Source organism: Actinoplanes sp. NPDC023714 (assembly GCF_040639855.1).
Lineage (GTDB): Bacteria > Actinomycetota > Actinomycetes > Mycobacteriales > Micromonosporaceae > Actinoplanes.
Window position 1 is genome coordinate 1156039 of record NZ_JBFAAR010000001.1, and the last position, 15601, is coordinate 1171639.

Consider the following 15601-nt stretch of genomic DNA (forward strand, 5'->3'; position numbering starts at 1 on the left):
GGCGGCTGGTTCTCCTGCGGCGGCGGGCGGCTCTGTGGCGGCGGCTAGTTCTGCGGCGGCGGCTGGTTTTCCTGCGGCAGCGGGCGGCTCGGCGGCGGCTGGCCCCGCGGCGGCGGGCGGCTCGGCCGGCGCTTCGGCGGCGGCTGGTGGTGCGGGGGCCGGGCGGGAGCTCTGCTGTGGTGGGGCCTCGGGCGGCGGGTGCGCCGCCTCGGCCCTGCGCGGCGACTGCGCGGACGACGGAACTCCGCGGGTGCGCTGGCTCGTCGCCGACTCGATCTGGTGGGGAGGGCGGGTACGCAAGGGCGTGGCGCTGCGGATCGCCGAGAACGGGACGGTCAAGCCCGTGCCGGCCGAGCTCGCCCCTCTCGCCGGCACCCGCCGCTTCCCCGGGACGCTGCTGCCCGGCCTCGTCGACGCGCACGTGCACTCGGCGCTCGTCGACCTGGCCGAGGTCCGGGCCGGCGGCATCGCGGCCGTGTGGGATCTCGGGGGCGTGCCCGCGCAGGTCCGCGACCTCGCGGAACGAGCCGAGCGCCAGGCCGCCGGCGCCGGTCGCGGGGCCGGCGGTGCCGGTGGTGCCGGTCGTGGGGCCGGTGGTGCCGGTCGCGGGGCCGGCGGTGCGGATGGCGGCTCGGGCCCCGGAGCGGCCGCCGGCGATCTCGCGAGCGGCACCGAGGGGCGCCTGCCGCGGATCCGATATGCCGGACCGTTTCTGATCGCTCCGGGCGGCTATCCGAGCGACCGTTCGTGGGCGCCCGCCGGCAGCTGGCGGGAGATCTCGTCGGCGGCCGACGCGGGTGTTGCCGTGGCCGAGGCGTGGTCGCAGGGCGCTTCGCTGATCAAGGTGACCGCTCATACCGGCGGGCCGCTGCTGCCTCAGGACACGCTGACGGCGCTCGTCGCGGCGGCCCGCGCGTCCGGGCTCGAGGTCGTCATGCACGCCGAAGGGCCCGGGACGGTGGCCGCCGCGCTCGCCGCCGGAGTCGGGTCGCTGGCGCATACGCCCTGGACAGAGCCGCTCGACGACGCGCTCGTGCGGGCCTGCGCCGCGCGCATGCGGTGGATCAGCACCCTCGACATCCACGGCTGGGGAGATCCGGACCCCGCGCGCGAGATCGCCGTCGCCAACCTGCGGCGCTTCATCGCGTACGGGGGGAGCGTCCGCTACGGCACCGACCTCGGCAACGGGCCACTGCCGGCCGGCATCAACGCCCGGGAGATCCGTTCGCTGCTTGAGGCGGGCCTCGCCCCGGACGCCGTCCTCACCGCCATGACCGAAAAGGACAGCACCGAGCTGTCGTGGGTGCCGGACGGGCTGGACCTCTCGCCGGAGGCGTTCGCCGAGTCCCTGACGGCGGCGCGCGTCATCGACGACACCACGCGCCCCCGCTGACCCGCCACCCTCCACCAGATCTTGGACGATCGTCCCCCAGTCCACGCAGATCTTGGACCATCGCCCCCGACCCGCGCGGATTTTGGACGATCGCCCCCGCCCCACGCGGATCTTGGACGATCGCTCCCCGCCCTACGCGGATCTTGGACGATTCGCCACCCTTCGGCGGATCTTGGACGGTCGGCCACCGAATTCGGTGGTCGATCGTCCAAGATCGCGGAGAGGAGGGCCGGCGGCCGCGGCGTCAGAGGACGACGGAGATGCCCTCGGTGGCGCTCCGGCGGGCGGCGTCGAGGATCTCCATGGCCCGGACCGAGTCCCACGGGTCGACCGGCAGCGGGCCGTTGCCGAGGACCGCGTCGGCGACGGCCGGGTAGAAGGTGTCCCAGCGTCCGCGGCAGCTCTCCACCGGGGCGCCGGTCGCGCCGCGGAAGAGGTGGCCCCAGCGGTGCTCCGGCTCGACGCCCCAGCGGTCGCCCAGCTTGGCCGGGGACTTACCGGCCTTCAGCAGGGTCTCCTGGTAATCGAGGTCGGGGGAGATGTAGGTGCCGGCGCTGCCGGTGACCCGGAAGCGCGGGCCCGGGCCGGCCTGGCGCCAGCTGCCCCACAGGTGCGACTCGACGCCGCTGGCGTGGTGCAGCGCCACGAAGAAGTCGTCGTCGAGGGGCTCGCCGCGCATCTCGGCGTGCACCCGGACGGCCGGGCCGTGCAGCTGCAGCGCCTGGTCGACCAGGTGCGAGCCGAAGTCGAGAAGCGTGCCACCGCCGGCGGCGGGCGGTTCGCGGTCCGGCGCCCAGCGCTCCATGCGGGACTCGAAGCGGCGGATCTCGCCGAGCCGGCCGTCCTCGATCAGCTTGCGGATCGTCAGGAAGTCGGAGTCCCAGCGGCGGTTCTGGTAGACGGTGAGCAGCACGCCCGCCTCCTCGGCGGTCGTCACCACCTTGCGGGCGGCCGCCGCGTCGAGCGCGAACGGCTTGTCGACGACCACGGCCAGGCCGGCCGCGATCGCCTCGGCGGCCAGCGCGGCGTGCGTCGACGCCGGGGTGGAGATGGCCACGGCCTGGACGCCGTCGGCGGCCAGCGCGGCGATGCTGTCGTACGCGGCCACGCCCGGCAGTTGCTCCGCCACCTGGACCCGGCGCTCCTCCGAGGTGGTGACCACGCCGACGAAGTCGATGTTCGCCGCTGAGGCGATCAGAGGCGCGTGGAACACCCGGCCGCCGGTGCCGTAACCGACCAGCCCGAACTTAACCCGCTCGATCATGTCCGGAAGTTTTTCATATCCATTGCCGTCCTGTTGCACATGATCTTCGTCGTGACGTGTGATGCACGCCCCATCACTCAGGGTGTATCGCAACCCCGGGCCGCCCGGTGTGCGGATCGCGCACACAACGACGTCGATCTAGCGAAACGGCAGGTACCGTGCCTGTCGGATGGATGACGACCACGCCCTACGGCCAACGCGTGCATGTTCAATCTTTCCCATGGAACCCGCGCAGAAGGAACGGACCCCGTTCGCCGACATCGACGGCTTGCCGGCCCCGATGTCCGCGATGGTGCTGGATGCCCTGACCGAAATGGGACGGCATCCCGAGATCCGGCGGGTTCGCCGTGCCGCCTTCGAGGCGCTGTGCCCGCGGCCCGGTCAGCGGCTCCTCGACGCGGGCTCCGGCGCCGGTGACGTGAGCCGCCGGCTCGCCGCCACGGTGTCGCCGTCCGGCGAGGTGGTCGCCCTCGACCACTCGGCGTCGATCACGGCGGCCGCGATCGCGCGGCACGACGGCAGCAACGTGCGCTACGTGACCGGCGACGTCGGCCGGCTCGACCTGCCGTCGTCGAGCTTCGACGGCGTGTGGTGCGAGCGGGTCCTGCAACACGTGGACAGCGCCGACCGGGCGATCGGCGAGCTGATCCGGGTGACCCGCCCCGGCGGCCGGATCTGCCTCGTCGACACCGACTGGTCGTCGCTTGCGTTCGACGGGATGCCGGCCGGGCTGGGCGAGGTGGTGATGGCCCACGTGCGCGGGCACTTCACGCCGAAGCAGCACGACATGGGCCGCACGCTCCGGCGCCGGCTTGTCGCGAACGGGCTCACCGACATCACCGCGACGCCGGTGACCTGCGTGTTCAGCAGCCCGGAGTCGGCCGCCGTGGTGCTGCCGATGGTCAACCCGCGAGTGCCGGAGGAGTCCTGGCAGACCCCGCCCGGCCTGCGCGACGAGTGGCTCGCCTGCGTCGACGCGGCCGGCGCGAGCGGGACGTTCCTGGCCGTCCTGACGATTTGGGTGGTCACCGGAACGGTGCCGGCCTGAGAAGGCCGGCACCGCCGCGAGAACAAAAGCCGCCAGAGAACAAAAGCCGCCGAAGAACAAGAGCCGCCGAAGAACCGGTGATCAGTTGACCGGCACCATGCGGTGCAGTAGCCGGTCCAGCGGCATGCTGGCGAAGGCGATCCGTACGTCGCTGGAGGCGTACGGCAGCCAGAACCGTCCGTCGTGCACGAGGCCGCCGCAGGAGTAGAGCACGTTCGGCACGTACCCTTCACGCTCGGTCTCGTCCGGGTCGATCAGACCCTGCGGCAGGTCCGCGATCACCTTCGACGGGTCGTCCAGGTCGAGCAGCATCGCGCCGATGGCGTACCGCCGCATCGGCCCGACACCGTGGGTGAGTACCAGCCAGCCGGCCTCGGTCTCGATCGGCGAGCCGCAGTTGCCGACCTGGATCAGGTCCCAGCCGCGGTGCGGTACGAGCAGCGGCCCGGCCGGCTGCCACCGGTGCTTGTCGTCCCGGACGGCCAGGCCCAGGGTCTCGCCGTCGGAGCGGCAGAGCGCCATCTTCCGGCCGTTGATGTAGCGCGGGAACAGCGCCATGCCCTTGTTCCGGGCGGCCGGCCCGTGCAGCGTGGTGACCTCGAAGTGCCGCAGGTCCCGGCTGTAGATGACCCGCCCGGAGATGTTGAACCCGTCGTACGCCGTGTAGGTCGCCTGGTAGGCGGGCCGGCCGTCCGGGTCGATCACCTGGACGAACCGCGCGTCCTCCATGCCCCGGCTCTCGCTCGGCGTGGCCGGCCAGAGCACCCGCTGGTGCAGCGGCATGGTGGGCGGGAAGGTGACCGCGTAGTCGTCCATGACGATGCGCCGGATCAGCTCCAGCGTCATCGGCGTGGTCGGCCGGGCCAGGATCTCCGGCGGCAGGTGGCTGAGGACGTCCTCGAAGACCTGGTCGTCGAAGCGGTCCGGAAGCGCGCCGAGCACGTACGCCGACGCCTCGTTGTCGATGTCGTCGTCCCCGAGGGCGGCGAAGAGCTGGTGCTTCATGTGCTTCGCGCCGACCCGCTGGCCGATCGCGAGCGGTCCGTCCCGGTCCTCGAGGCGGATCGCGGCGCCCGGCCCGAGGATCACGCTGCAGAAGCCGATCGACGAGATGTGCCCCTCGCCGATCTGCCGCAGGCTGAGCGCGGCCCGCAGCTCGCCGGGCGCGAGGTCGGCCTGGTCGGGGTGCGGGACGATGGACGGGTTGCAGAGGGCGGCCGCCTCGACCGAGAACTCGTGGCTGAAGTACGCCCCGATCAGGGTCCGGGCCTGCGGCGACAGGTCGATCTCGGCCGGCACGCGGTGCTGGACGACCTCGTAGTGGTGCTGGAAGGTCGACAGGATGTCGTGGTGCCGGCCGGAGAACCGGCTCAGCACGTCCTCCAGCAACGCGTTGATGTCGCTCTCGTCCAGCTGCAGCATCCGCTCGATCATGCAGGCCGCGCGGTTGTGCGTGGCATGCGCGTCCTCGCCGGGCACGAACAGCTTGATCACGACGCGCCGGCCGTCCGGCGCCATGGTGATGTTGTGACGGGTGATGTCTTGAGCATTCACGGTTGCGGTCACGCTAGGCCGCCTGACGGTCGGGTCGCGCTCCGGTTCGCCAGCCTGCGGGCGTGCTGCAGCGTGGAGACGAGCGCGAGGGTGGATTCGGCTCCTTGGTTCAGATTAGGACCATCAACCGTCAATCCGTCATAACAACCATAAGTCTCGTTGTCCCGCATCACCGTTCCGGTGTCGTTGTCGCCGAGGAACCACGCGATCGACTGGAACAGCGGCGCGTCCCAGCGCTCGTCCCCGGTCACCGCCGCGGCGGTGGCGCAGGCGTCCGCCGTGGCCGCGGCCTCGACCGGTTGCTGGTCGAGCAGATCGGGCGCCAGGGCCGGGTCGGCGTCCCCGATCCGGTTCCGGCGCGCGCCGAGGCGCCAGCCGCAGACCGGGACGGTGGAGAGGTGCCCGTTGTGCTCCTGGGCCGCGCAGAGCCAGGCGAGCATCCGCAGCCCGTCGGTGAGCAACCCCTCGTCGCCGAGGAGGTCGCCGGCCGCGATGATCACTTCGGCGAGGGCCGGGTTCGCGTAGGTGAGCTCCCGCTCCGGCCAGACCCAGCCGGGGTCGGAGCCGGGCACGCCGATCACCGTGGCGGCGTCGCCGAGCAGCTGGGCCGCCTCCCGGTCGCGCGGATCGGCCCGGAGCACCTCGGCGGCGCCGAGCGCGGCGAACGCCATCGCTCTCGGCCAGGGAGATCTGCTGCGTACGCCGTGGCGGAACGCGGTCATGGCCTCCCGCCGCAGCCACGGGGTCTGCCCGCGAGCGGCGGCGGTGCCCAGTCCCCAGAGGCCGCGGCCCCACCAGTCGCCCAGCGAGGGCTCGTCCTGCCATCGCCGGTCGTAGCTCATCCGGTTCCGGAACCCGCCGGCGGCGCCCTGCGCGTGGGTGAGGAACGCCAGGTAGCGCTCGGCGTGCCGGATCAGCTCGGGGCTGGCCCGCGGTTCGCGCGCGGCCACGAGGAGGCCGCGCGCGACGTCGTCGACGCAGTATCCGTGCTCGCGCCGGACGATCGCGTTGCGGGCGTGCTCGAGCAGCCCGGTGTCGTCGGAGAGCCGGAAGACGTGATCCCAGCGTGGCTCGGGCGCATCGGTGAGCCGGACGGGCGGCGGCAGCAGCCGCAGGCCCGCGCTCATGCCGAGATCGTCTGCGCGGCGAGCGGGCGGCGGTCGGCGAGCAGGCGGTTGGCGAGCGACTGGTACCGCGCGGCCACGGCGGGCCAGCGCAGCGTCGGCCCGCCGGCCAGGCCGGTGAGGCGGCCGGCCAGCCCCGGCTCGGCGAGGCCGGGTTCGGCGAGGACCCGCCGGATCGCCATCGCCATCGCCTCCGGGTCCTGGTGGGGCACGAGCAGGCCGGGCCCGTCGGCGAGGAGCTCGACCGCGTGCGGGAACTCGGTCGCCACCACCGGGACGCCGGCCGCCACCGCCTCGATCAGCACGCCGGACGTGACCTGCTCGGTCGAGTCGTACGGCAGCACGACCGCGTCGGCCGAGCAGATCAGCCGGGACAGGTCGTCCGGGTCGAGGTAGACGTCCTCCCAGCGGACGCAGTCGGCGATCCCGGACTCCTCGGCGATCCTCTTCAGCGAGTCGCGGTAGACGTCGCCCTGCTGTTCGAGCACCTTCGGATGGGTGCGCCCGGCGACCGTGTAGATCGGCCGCGGGTCGATGTCGTCGAGCGAGGCGAGCGCCCGCAGCGCCCATTCGATGCCCTTGCCCGGCCCGAGCAGGCCCCAGGTCAGCAGGTGCGGCCGGCCGTGCCGCTCATCGGCGGTGAAGGAGCCGGCAGTGCCCGAGCCGCCGGTGCCCGAGCCGCCGGTGCCCGAGCCGGCGGTGCCAGGACGGGCGGTGACCGTGCCGGCGGTGAAGGAGCCGCCGGTGCCCGGGCCGGCGGTGACGGGGCCGGCGGTCACCGTGTGGCTGGCCGCTCCGTGCGGGATCACGGTGATCTTGCGTGGGTCCACGTCGTAGAACTCGGTGAGCCGGGTCCGCGCCGTGTCGGTCATCGTGACCACCGCGTCGGCGGTCGCCGCGATCTGCTCGAGGACGCTGCGCTGGAGCGGGTCGGGCTGGGTCAGCACGGTGTGCAGGACCACGATCGACGGCACCCGCAGCGCCCGCAGCACCGGCAGGACCTCCTCGCCGGCGTCGCCCGGGTAGATGCCGTACTCGTGCTGGACGACCGCCACGTCGAAGCGGTTCAGCGCGGTGGCGGCGGCGACCCAGCCGCCGGGCCGGTCGGTGTGCCAGGTGTGCACGACGCGCGGCGCGGACCGGTCGAGCGCGATCCCACCACTGGCGTTGTCACCGGCGAGCAGGCGTACGACACCCGAACCGGCCGAGCCCGTGACGAGATGGGTGGCGAGTGCCGCATTGAACGTCGCCAAACCGCATTGAGTGGGGGGATACGTGCTCAGAAACCCGTATGTCGCGGGCATGACAGGCCTTTCTCCTCGGGCCGGCTGCCTCCCCGCAGCACGGACTCACCGCACGCGGGCACGGCGCCGTACACCGCGGGAGAACTGCGCCGACGTAGATCGAGAAGTCAAAGGCGGGCCGTAAAAGGGCCCGTTTAACGCGCAATTCACAAAGCGACGTTAACAAGATCCAGCTATTCAACTGATGATTTTTCGGTAAATCGTCAGATACTCCTCCACCATGCGGTCGGCGGAGAACCGTTCCCGCGCTCGCGCCGAGCACGCGGCACGGTCGATCGCGCCGATCCGGTCCACGGCGGCCACCGCCGCGTCGGCCGAGTCCACCACGAATCCGGTGACGCCCTCGTCCACCACCTCGGGCATGGAGCCCTTGCGGAACGCGATGACGGGCGTGCCGCAGGCCATCGACTCGACGACGGAGAGGCCGAACGGCTCGGCGAACCGGATCGGATGCAGCAGCGCGGCGCCGGAGCCGAGGATCGTGCCGCGCTCGTCCGGGCCGACCGATCCGAGATAGACGACACGCTCCCCGTCGATCCGGGGTTCCACGATTTCGGTGAAGTATTCGCGGTCCTGGACGATTCCGCACATGATCAGGCGGCGGCCGGCCCGGCGGGCGATCTCGATGGCGATGTCGGTCCCTTTGTCCGGGTGGATCCGGCCGAACAGGATCAGGTCGTCGCCGCCGTCGGCGTGGAAAGGCAGACCGCTCAGATCCACGCCGTGGTGGACGGTCGCCAGATAGTCCAGATCCGGCGAGCGGTCGCTGTCGGAGATGGAGACGTAGTGCGAGCGCGACCGCACGTACGCGGGAAGGATGTTGGATCCGGAGAAGCCGTGGATCGTGGTGACCATCGGCGCCGCGCAGTGCGCCGAGAAGGCGAGCGGGAGCCAGTCGAGATGGTTGTGGACGAGGTCGAACTCGCCGGACCGGGCGAGCGCATGGCTCACGTGGATGGCCTCCCAGACCCGGCCGTCGATCGAGGCGTCCTCCTCGTATCCGGCCGGCACGACGCCGTCGAGGGCCGCCGCGGTGACCGAGTCGAGCGTGGCGAAGAGCGTGACGTCGACGCCCCGCGCGGCCAGGCCCTCGGTGAGCAGGCTGGTGATCAGCTCCCACGGGCCGTAGTGCCGCGGGGGAGTACGCCAGGCGATCGGCCCGAGCATGGCAATCTTCATGACAAATCGCTCTTTACGGTCATAACCACGTCGACAGTATGCCTGGCCGGTATCGGGCGCGTTCTCGTGTTAGAGAAGAGCCATGACGGATTCGTGGTGGAAGAAGGCGGTCGTCTACCAGATCTATCCGCGGAGCTTCGCGGATTCCGACGGCGACGGCATGGGCGACCTGCGCGGCATCATCAACCACCTCGACTACCTGGCCGAGCTCGGCGTCGACGTGCTCTGGCTCTCGCCGATCTACCCGTCGCCGCAGGACGACAACGGGTACGACATCAGCGACTACCAGGACATCGAGCCGCTCTTCGGCGACCTCGCGACCTTCGACGAGCTGCTGGCCGGGGCGCACGCCCGCGGCATCAAGCTGATCATGGACCTGGTGGTGAACCACAGCTCCGACGAGCACCGGTGGTTCCAGGAGAGCCGGTCGTCCAAGGACAACCCGAAGCGGGACTGGTACTGGTGGCGGCCGGCCCGCAAGGGCATGGAGCCGGGTACGCCGGGCGCCGAGCCGACCAACTGGGGATCGGTGTTCGGCGGACCGGCCTGGGAGTTCGACGAGAAGACCGGCGAGTACTACCTGCACCTGTTCTCGAGGAAGCAGCCCGACCTCAACTGGGAGAACCCCGAGGTCCGGCAGGCCGTCTACGCGATGATGCGCTGGTGGCTGGACCGGGGCGTGGACGGCTTCCGGATGGACGTCATCAACATGATCTCCAAGGTGATCGGCGAGGACGGAACACTGCCGGACGGGAAGCTGAGCGCCGGCAGCGCGTACGCCGACGGCTCCGACGCGTTCATCGGCGGCCCCCGCCTGCACGAGTTCCTGCAGGAGATGCACCGCGAGGTCTTCGCCGGGCGCGAGGGACTGCTCACCGTCGGCGAGACGCCGGGCGTCACCGTCGAGCAGGCCCGCCTGCACACCGACCCGGACCGGCACGAGGTCGACATGGTCTTCCAGTTCGACCACGTCTGGGTCGACCGGGGACCCGACCCGTGGCTGCTGGAGCCGTTGCAGCTCACCAAGCTCAAGGCGATCTTCGGCCGCTGGCAGGCCGGCCTCGCCGACCTCGGGTGGAACAGCCTCTACTGGAACAACCACGACCAGCCGCGCGCGGTCTCCCGCTACGGCGACGACAGCCCGCGGAACCGGGTGGCCTCGGCCAAGATGCTCGGCACCGTGCTGCACCTGCACCGCGGGACGCCCTACATCTACCAGGGCGAGGAACTCGGCATGACGAACTACCCGTTCGCCGGGATCGAGGACTTCCGGGACATCGAGGCGCTCGGGCAGTACCGCCAGGCGCTCGACATGGAGGGCCGGTCGCCCGAGGAGGTGCTGACGGTCCTGCGGGCCCGCGGGCGGGACAACGCGCGGACGCCGATGCAGTGGGACGACTCGGAGCACGCCGGGTTCACCACCGGCACCCCGTGGCTCAAGGTCAACCCGAACCACCGGGAGATCAACGCGGCGAAGCAGCAGGCCGATCCGGACTCGGTCTTCCACTGGTACCGCAGGCTCGTGGCGCTGCGGCACGCCGAGCCGGCGGTGGCCGACGGGGACTTCACCATGCTGCTGCCGCACGACGAGCGGCTCTACGCCTTCACCCGGCGGCTCGGCGGCACCGAGCTGCTGGTGATCGGCAACTTCACCGGGGAGGCGGTCCGGACCGATCTGGCCCTGGACGGCGAGCTGATCCTGAACAACCTGCCGGAGGCGCCCGCCGACTCGACGATCGCCCCCTGGCAGGCCGTGGTCTACAAACGCGCGGTCTAGCCGGCGGTGATGGTGTCCCAGGAGTAGCCGAGCAGGGCGAACGCCGCCCCGAGCAGGGCCAGGCTGATGCCGCGCGTGGAGATCGGCAGGGCCGCCAGGACCAGCAGGATCACGGCGATCAGGTAGAAGAGTCCGGGGATGGACATCTTTGCTCCTCGATGTGGGGGTATGGGGGCGGCGAACGCTTACCCCCACATCGGAGAGCGCTAAACAGCGGCCGCGTCGCGCCACTCGCCGTCGTGGAACCTGACCGGCTGGGCGGGCGCCTCGCCGCGCATGGTCCGCAGCGCCTGGCCGAACGTCTCGGCCCAGTTCGCGGCGAGCGTGCCCGGGCCGATCAGCAGCTCGATCGGCAGCCCCGTGGTGTGCCGCCGCCGGAACAGCTCGATCATCCGGGCGGCGGCGTCGTCGTGCCGGCCGGTCATCAGCGTGATCGGCACCGGGAGCAGGTCGCCGGCGCCGGCCGGGAGGCCCAGCGCCTCGCGGCGCAGCCGCCGCTGGAGGGTGAGCACCGCGTCCATGCCGGGCAGCGGGCCGGTGTCCGGGCCGAACCGGCTGAAGGTCAGGTAGCCGGGCGCGACCACGAACAGATCGCCGCCGAACCGGTCCCGCGCGCGGATCCGGGCGACCCGGGCCTCCACCGCCGCGACCTCCTCGCGCCAGCGGCCTCCCCGCACGACGGGGGCCCGGATCAGGACGACCGGGCGGGGTTCGGGGATCCTGACGGGCGAGGGCTGCGGGTGCATGGTCACCCTCCCTTTTTCGTACGGTGTACTGAAAAGCGTATCAGGAGGCTCCCCATGCCACGAGGCCGTCCGCCGGTGCACAACCGGGAGCAGGTCCTGTCGGCCGCGGTCCGGCTGGCCGACGCCGACGGGCTGGACGCCGTGACCATGCGGCGGGTCGCGTCCGAGATCGGGGCCGGCGCCATGTCGCTCTACACGTACGTGCCGGACCGGGAGCACCTGATCGACGAGATGGTGGACCGGGTGGCCGGCGAGTTGCCGCTGCCGGCGCTCACCGGCGACTGGCGGGCCGACGCGACCGCCCTGGTCGTGGCGCAGCGGGAGATGATGCTGCGGCACCCGTGGCTGCCCGGCGCGGTGACCCGCCGCCCGGTGGCCGGGGTCAACCTGCTCGGCTTCCTGGAGCACGGGCTCGGCGCGCTGGAGCCGTCCGGCCTGTCCGGCGGGACCCGGATGGCGCTGCTCGCGATGTTCACCGGGTTCGTGGCGTCCTACGTCGCGGCCGAGCACGCGGGCGACGTGACCGGCGAGGAGCAGGCCGCCCGGATCGGCGCGGCGGTGGCGAGCGGCGGGTTCCCCCGGCTCGCGGCGGCGCTCGCGGAGGGCGGTGGCACGGCCCCGGACTTCGCCCGGATCGCCGGCTGGGTGGTCAGCGGCCTGGTTCGTGAGGCCGCCGCAAATTCTTGACCATCGAGAGGTTCGTCCGTCCGGCGGCCGGGTATCTCACCGGGCATGACCAGTCATGTGATGCGCTCCGGACGGCACGTCTCACCCTGGCTCGCCCTGGCCGGCTTCGGCGCTGCCGCCGCGGCGGCAGCCCTGATCGGCGGGCTCGGCGTCTCCGGCACCGCGAGTGAGTACCAGAGCCTCGAGCAGCCGCCGTGGGCCCCGCCGTCCTGGCTGTTCGGGCCCGTCTGGACGGTCCTGTACGCGATGATCGCGGTGAGCGGCTGGCTGGTCTGGCGCCGGACCGGCTGGTCCGCGGCGCTGAACTGGTACGCCGCCCAGCTCGTGCTGAACGCGATCTGGACGCCGATCTTCTTCGGCGCCGGGCGGTACGGCCTCGCGCTGATCGACATCGTGGTGCTCTGGGTGCTGATCGGCGTGACGATCGTGAAGTTCCGGCCGGTGTCGAAGCTCGCGGCCGGCCTGCTGGTCCCGTACCTGCTGTGGGTCACCTACGCCACCGCGCTGAACGCAGCGATCTGGTCGGCGAACTGATCCGCTCACGAGGGATAAATCCGAACTTTTTTCACGAAACTCCCCACGCGTCACTCGGGGCACCGGCAAGGTGGCACATGGCCGCCGGTAAGCCCCGTACCGACTCCTTCCGCCGGTGGCCGGGGGAGTTTCCATGCGCCGTCTGCTCGCCGCCCTGGCGGCCGTCACTCCGGCGGCCGCGGTCGCCGTCGCGATCACCGATCCGGGCTCGGTCCGGACGTCCGGCCCGGTCCTGCAGACCTTCGCGTTCGCTCCGGCTCCGGCCGCGCCCCGGGACGGGATGAGGCTCGCCGCGGAGGAGACCCGTCAGGGCGAGACCCGTCATGGGTACGCGGAACTGCCGCGCCGCCGGACCGGCCCGTTCAGCATGGTCGGGGTGACGTGGCGGGACCCGGAGGCGCCGAGCGCGGGCCGGATCGAGGTGCGGACGCGGGCCGCGGCGACCGGCCGGTGGACGCCGTGGCAGCTGCTGGAGACCGACAACCCGGACGCGTCGGGCGGCGCCGAGGGGGCGCGGGGAGCCAGCGATCCGCTCTGGGTGGGACCCTCCGACGGGGTGCAGGCGCGAATGGCCGGGACGGCGCTGCCGGAGGGCCTGCGGGTCGACCTGATCAACCCGGACGGTTCGGATGACCTGGTCGACCCGGACGGTTCCGGCGATCGGATCGCACCCCGGATGGAGCCGGTGGCCGTGCAGCGGGCGCGCGGGGAGTCGGCGGCCGTGCCGAAGCGCAGCGCCAAGCTCCCGGCCCGGCCCGTACCGAGGATCGTGACCCGGGCCGGCTGGGGCGCCAACGAGAGGATCGTGAAGGAGGCCCCCTCCTACACCGGCCCGATCCAGGTCGTCTTCGTGCATCACACGGCGACCGGCAACGGCTACACCTGCGGGCAGTCCGCGAGCATCGTGCGCGGCATCGAGGCGTACCAGGTGAAGAGCAAGGGCTGGAACGACATCGGCTACAACTTCCTGGTCGACAAGTGCGGCAACGTCTTCGAGGGGCGCAAGGGCGGGGTTCACCGCTCGGTGCTCGGCGCGCACACCCTCGGGTTCAACGACAACGCCAGCGCCATCGCGGTGATCGGCGACTTCCGGTCGGTCCGGATCCCGGTGGCCGCGCGGGCGTCGGTCGCCCAGGTGGCGGCGTACAAGCTGGGCGCCTGGGGGAGCCCGCCGGCCGGGCGGGTCGCCTACGTCTCCGGCGGCAGCAACAAGTACCCGGCCGGCCGCACCGCGACCCTCAGCCGGATCTCCGGGCACCGGGACGCAGGATCCACCGAGTGCCCGGGCAACGCGCTCTATCTCCAGCTCCCGGCGATCCGGGCGATCGCGGGCGGCGCGCCGATCGGGTTGCGGTACCAGAAGCTGAGCGGCGCTGGCGCGTACGCCGGGAAGTTCTACACCCGGGGACTCCTGCAGCCGCTGTGGACGCTCTCCACCCCGACCCGGATGATGGACCGCTTCGAGGTGTGGCTCGACGGCCGGCTCTTCACCGCGGCGCCGGCCGGTCACCGGCTGGCCCGGCTCCAGCTGCCGGCCGGCGAGCACACGGTCGCCGTGAAGGCCGTGCACCTGTCCGGGCGTACCTCGATCACCAGCGCGCGGATCCTCGCCGACCCGGTGCCGCCGGAGTTCACCGCGGCCCCGCAGGTGGCGCTCCGCACCGGCTCGATGCAGTCGTCGATCCCGGTGCGGGTGAGCTGGCAGGCCGCCGACGGGAACGGCCTGCGGTCGGTGCGCGTCACCGGAACCGGGCGGGCCGTCCTCGGCGCGACAGCCCGGGCGTTCGACACGACCACGACACTGGGTGAGCCCGGCGCGTGGACGGTGACGGCCGCCGATCGTGCGGGCAACGTCCGCCACGCTTCGGTCACCCGTACCCCCGCTCTTGTCCCGGAAGCGGAAGCCCAGCGGACCGGAAGCTGGCGCACGCTGCGCAACCCCGGATTCGTCGGCAGCGAAGCGGCCGCGGCCTCGGCCCGCGGCGCGTCGCTGACCTGGACCGTCACCGGCCGCTCGGCCGCGCTCGTGGCCACCCGGACCGCCACCTCCGGACGGGTGCGGATCGTCCTGGACGGACGCGATCAGGGCGTCGTGGATCTCGCGTCGGCGTCCACGAAGTACCGGCAGGCGGTGTGGACGAGGATGTGGCCGGACAGCGGGACGCACACGATCCGGGTCCAGGTGGAGAGCGGGTCAGCGGTGCTGGACGGGCTCACCCACCTGCGGTGAACGGGTTGGCGACCGGCTGCATCGAACGGCCGGTGGGCAGGACGCGGCGCAGGCCCTGGTACCACTGGAACGCCATCTTCTGGTAGCCGGTGGTGTCCGGGTGCACGCCGTCCACGGTGTCCGACGCCGGGATCACCGACATGTCGACGAGCGTGACGTTGCGCGGGTGGCGGGCCGCGACCTTCGCCAGCTTCGCGTTGAACGAGCGGAACTCGCGGGCGTTGCGGTGCTTCACGACCAGCAGCTTCGCCAGCACGATCTCGACCTTGGGGTCGGCCGCGACGAGGCGGTCGATCAGCTGGGCGAGGCGCTGCGTGGAGCCGTTCGCCTGGTTGCGGATCAGGTCGTTGGTGCCGATGTCGAGGAGGACGACCTGCGGCTTGTAGGTCGCCATCCAGTGGTCGGCGTGCCGGGTCAGCCAGGCGATCCGCCAGCCCGGGTGTCCCTCGTGGCCGGTGTCGGCGCCGGTGCCGTCGGTCTGCGACCCGACGAAGTCGGCGTCCACCCCGGAGAGGGTGAGCCAGCTGTGCAGCCAGTTGCGGTAGCCGTTCGCGGCCCGGTCGCCCTTGCCGAAGGTGAGGCTGTCACCGAGCGGCATGATCCGGATCGCCTGCTGCTGCTGCTCCGCCGCGACCGCCGGCGTCGCGGGCAGGGCCGTCCCGCCGGTCAGGAGGACGGCGGCGAGCAGCGGGGCGGCGAGGCGGTTCAGCAGGCGCATGCCCGGCGATTCGTCCTCCGCGACCGGGCGCTGAGCGCATGAT

At 72.1% G+C, this 15601-nt stretch carries 14 protein-coding genes; 6 read left to right on the forward strand and 8 right to left on the reverse strand.

Going from position 1 to position 15601, the window contains the following annotated elements:
- Positions 1-250 precede the first annotated feature (250 nt).
- Positions 251-1393, forward strand: coding sequence for an amidohydrolase (locus tag AB0G10_RS05450; protein WP_360916851.1), 1143 nt, complete (start codon positions 251-253; stop codon positions 1391-1393).
- Between the two features lie 244 nt (positions 1394-1637).
- On the opposite strand, the gene AB0G10_RS05455 is transcribed toward AB0G10_RS05450, so the two are convergent.
- Positions 1638-2657, reverse strand: a complete 1020-nt coding sequence (locus AB0G10_RS05455; protein WP_360916854.1) for a Gfo/Idh/MocA family oxidoreductase — start codon at positions 2655-2657, stop codon at positions 1638-1640.
- Between the two features lie 220 nt (positions 2658-2877).
- On the opposite strand from AB0G10_RS05455, the gene AB0G10_RS05460 reads away from it, so the two are divergent.
- Positions 2878-3705: a methyltransferase domain-containing protein gene (locus AB0G10_RS05460; protein WP_360916857.1), complete on the forward strand. Its 828-nt coding sequence runs from the start codon at positions 2878-2880 to the stop codon at positions 3703-3705.
- A gap of 81 nt (positions 3706-3786) precedes the next feature.
- Here AB0G10_RS05460 and AB0G10_RS05465 read toward each other — a convergent pair whose 3' ends face one another.
- The 4 genes from AB0G10_RS05465 to AB0G10_RS05480 all read right to left on the reverse strand — a co-directional run bounded on the left by AB0G10_RS05465 (position 3787) and on the right by AB0G10_RS05480 (position 8866).
- The gene (locus tag AB0G10_RS05465) at positions 3787-5223 is read right to left on the reverse strand and encodes a glycoside hydrolase family 130 protein (RefSeq protein ID WP_360917967.1); all 1437 of its coding nucleotides are present in this window, start codon (positions 5221-5223) and stop codon (positions 3787-3789) included.
- A 44-nt stretch (positions 5224-5267) separates the two neighbouring features.
- The gene (locus tag AB0G10_RS05470) at positions 5268-6386 is read right to left on the reverse strand and encodes a glycosyltransferase (RefSeq protein WP_360916860.1); all 1119 of its coding nucleotides are present in this window, start codon (positions 6384-6386) and stop codon (positions 5268-5270) included.
- Positions 6383-7687, reverse strand: a complete 1305-nt coding sequence (locus AB0G10_RS05475; protein WP_360916863.1) for a glycosyltransferase — start codon at positions 7685-7687, stop codon at positions 6383-6385. The genes AB0G10_RS05470 and AB0G10_RS05475 overlap by 4 nt, the downstream gene beginning before the upstream one ends.
- Positions 7688-7864: 177 nt before the next feature.
- Positions 7865-8866: a glycosyltransferase family 4 protein gene (locus AB0G10_RS05480; protein ID WP_360916866.1), complete on the reverse strand. Its 1002-nt coding sequence runs from the start codon at positions 8864-8866 to the stop codon at positions 7865-7867.
- Positions 8867-8948: 82 nt separating this feature from the next.
- On the opposite strand from AB0G10_RS05480, the gene AB0G10_RS05485 reads away from it, so the two are divergent.
- Positions 8949-10643: an alpha-glucosidase gene (locus tag AB0G10_RS05485; protein ID WP_360916869.1), complete on the forward strand. Its 1695-nt coding sequence runs from the start codon at positions 8949-8951 to the stop codon at positions 10641-10643.
- Here the strand turns inward: AB0G10_RS05485 and AB0G10_RS05490 are convergent.
- Positions 10640-10789 (reverse strand): hypothetical protein, encoded by a 150-nt coding sequence (locus AB0G10_RS05490; RefSeq protein ID WP_174262334.1) that lies wholly within the window; start codon positions 10787-10789, stop codon positions 10640-10642. The two genes, AB0G10_RS05485 and AB0G10_RS05490, sit on opposite strands and share 4 nt — an antisense overlap.
- A 60-nt stretch (positions 10790-10849) precedes the next feature.
- Entirely contained in the window at positions 10850-11389 is a 540-nt protein-coding gene (locus AB0G10_RS05495) for a hypothetical protein (protein ID WP_360916872.1), read from the reverse strand.
- 54 nt (positions 11390-11443) lie between these two features.
- On the opposite strand from AB0G10_RS05495, the gene AB0G10_RS05500 reads away from it, so the two are divergent.
- The 3 genes from AB0G10_RS05500 (at position 11444) to AB0G10_RS05510 (ending at position 14840) form a co-directional block, all read left to right on the forward strand.
- Entirely contained in the window at positions 11444-12076 is a 633-nt protein-coding gene (locus tag AB0G10_RS05500; RefSeq protein WP_360916875.1) for a TetR/AcrR family transcriptional regulator, read from the forward strand.
- A gap of 45 nt (positions 12077-12121) precedes the next feature.
- Positions 12122-12610 carry a TspO/MBR family protein gene (locus AB0G10_RS05505; RefSeq protein WP_360916878.1) on the forward strand — a complete coding sequence of 163 codons (489 nt, stop codon included), beginning with the start codon at positions 12122-12124 and terminating at the stop codon, positions 12608-12610.
- A 133-nt stretch (positions 12611-12743) separates the two neighbouring features.
- Positions 12744-14840, forward strand: a complete 2097-nt coding sequence (locus AB0G10_RS05510) for an N-acetylmuramoyl-L-alanine amidase (RefSeq protein ID WP_360916881.1) — start codon at positions 12744-12746, stop codon at positions 14838-14840.
- Here the strand turns inward: AB0G10_RS05510 and AB0G10_RS05515 are convergent.
- Complete coding sequence (locus tag AB0G10_RS05515) at positions 14824-15558, reverse strand: SGNH/GDSL hydrolase family protein (RefSeq protein ID WP_360916884.1); 735 nt, start codon at positions 15556-15558, stop codon at positions 14824-14826. The two genes, AB0G10_RS05510 and AB0G10_RS05515, sit on opposite strands and share 17 nt — an antisense overlap.
- Between the last annotated feature and the right edge of the window lie 43 nt (positions 15559-15601).

Bases quoted from the DNA above. Each gene is read 5' to 3' on its own strand.
- AB0G10_RS05485 (WP_360916869.1), top strand. From the start codon at position 8,949: ATGACGGATTCGTGGTGGAAGAAGGCGGTCGTCTACCAGATCTATCCG.
- AB0G10_RS05490 (WP_174262334.1), bottom strand. From the start codon at position 10,789: ATGTCCATCCCCGGACTCTTCTACCTGATCGCCGTGATCCTGCTGGTC.
- AB0G10_RS05460 (WP_360916857.1), top strand. From the start codon at position 2,878: ATGGAACCCGCGCAGAAGGAACGGACCCCGTTCGCCGACATCGACGGC.
- AB0G10_RS05500 (WP_360916875.1), top strand. From the start codon at position 11,444: ATGCCACGAGGCCGTCCGCCGGTGCACAACCGGGAGCAGGTCCTGTCG.
- AB0G10_RS05465 (WP_360917967.1), bottom strand. From the start codon at position 5,223: ATGGCGCCGGACGGCCGGCGCGTCGTGATCAAGCTGTTCGTGCCCGGC.
- AB0G10_RS05515 (WP_360916884.1), bottom strand. From the start codon at position 15,558: ATGCGCCTGCTGAACCGCCTCGCCGCCCCGCTGCTCGCCGCCGTCCTC.
- AB0G10_RS05455 (WP_360916854.1), bottom strand. From the start codon at position 2,657: ATGATCGAGCGGGTTAAGTTCGGGCTGGTCGGTTACGGCACCGGCGGC.
- AB0G10_RS05475 (WP_360916863.1), bottom strand. From the start codon at position 7,687: ATGCCCGCGACATACGGGTTTCTGAGCACGTATCCCCCCACTCAATGC.
- AB0G10_RS05480 (WP_360916866.1), bottom strand. From the start codon at position 8,866: ATGAAGATTGCCATGCTCGGGCCGATCGCCTGGCGTACTCCCCCGCGG.
- AB0G10_RS05510 (WP_360916881.1), top strand. From the start codon at position 12,744: ATGCGCCGTCTGCTCGCCGCCCTGGCGGCCGTCACTCCGGCGGCCGCG.
- AB0G10_RS05505 (WP_360916878.1), top strand. From the start codon at position 12,122: ATGACCAGTCATGTGATGCGCTCCGGACGGCACGTCTCACCCTGGCTC.
- AB0G10_RS05495 (WP_360916872.1), bottom strand. From the start codon at position 11,389: ATGCACCCGCAGCCCTCGCCCGTCAGGATCCCCGAACCCCGCCCGGTC.
- AB0G10_RS05470 (WP_360916860.1), bottom strand. From the start codon at position 6,386: ATGAGCGCGGGCCTGCGGCTGCTGCCGCCGCCCGTCCGGCTCACCGAT.